This window comes from Klebsiella sp. HN106 (assembly GCF_051209435.1).
Taxonomy (GTDB): Bacteria; Pseudomonadota; Gammaproteobacteria; order Enterobacterales; family Enterobacteriaceae; genus Klebsiella; species Klebsiella oxytoca.
Genome location: NZ_JBLURD010000186.1, coordinates 1 through 319, shown reverse-complemented (window position 1 = coordinate 319; position 319 = coordinate 1). Strand labels below are relative to the sequence as shown.

The window sequence follows — 319 nt, the reverse complement described above, 5'->3', positions numbered from 1 at the left end:
AGCGTCTCCAACCATGAAGAGGACGTTGTCACCGCCCTGAAGCGCGGCGCCGATGGCTATATGTTGAAGGACATGGAACCGGAAGATCTGCTGAAAGCGCTGCAGCAGGCGGCCGCCGGAGAGATGGTATTAAGCGAAGCGTTAACGCCGGTGCTGGCCGCCAGCCTGCGCGCCAACCGCGCCACCTCCGATCGGGACATCAGCCAGCTGACCCCGCGCGAGCGCGACATTCTCAAGCTGATAGCCCAGGGACTGCCGAACAAAATGATCGCCCGTCGCCTGGATATCACCGAAAGCACCGTCAAAGTACACGTAAAGC

1 protein-coding gene is annotated in these 319 nt (G+C 60.8%); it reads left to right on the top strand.

From position 1 onward, the window contains the following. A partial coding sequence (locus ACSIPU_RS30870; protein WP_435322515.1) for a LuxR C-terminal-related transcriptional regulator occupies positions 1-319 on the top strand: 319 nt, incomplete at both ends.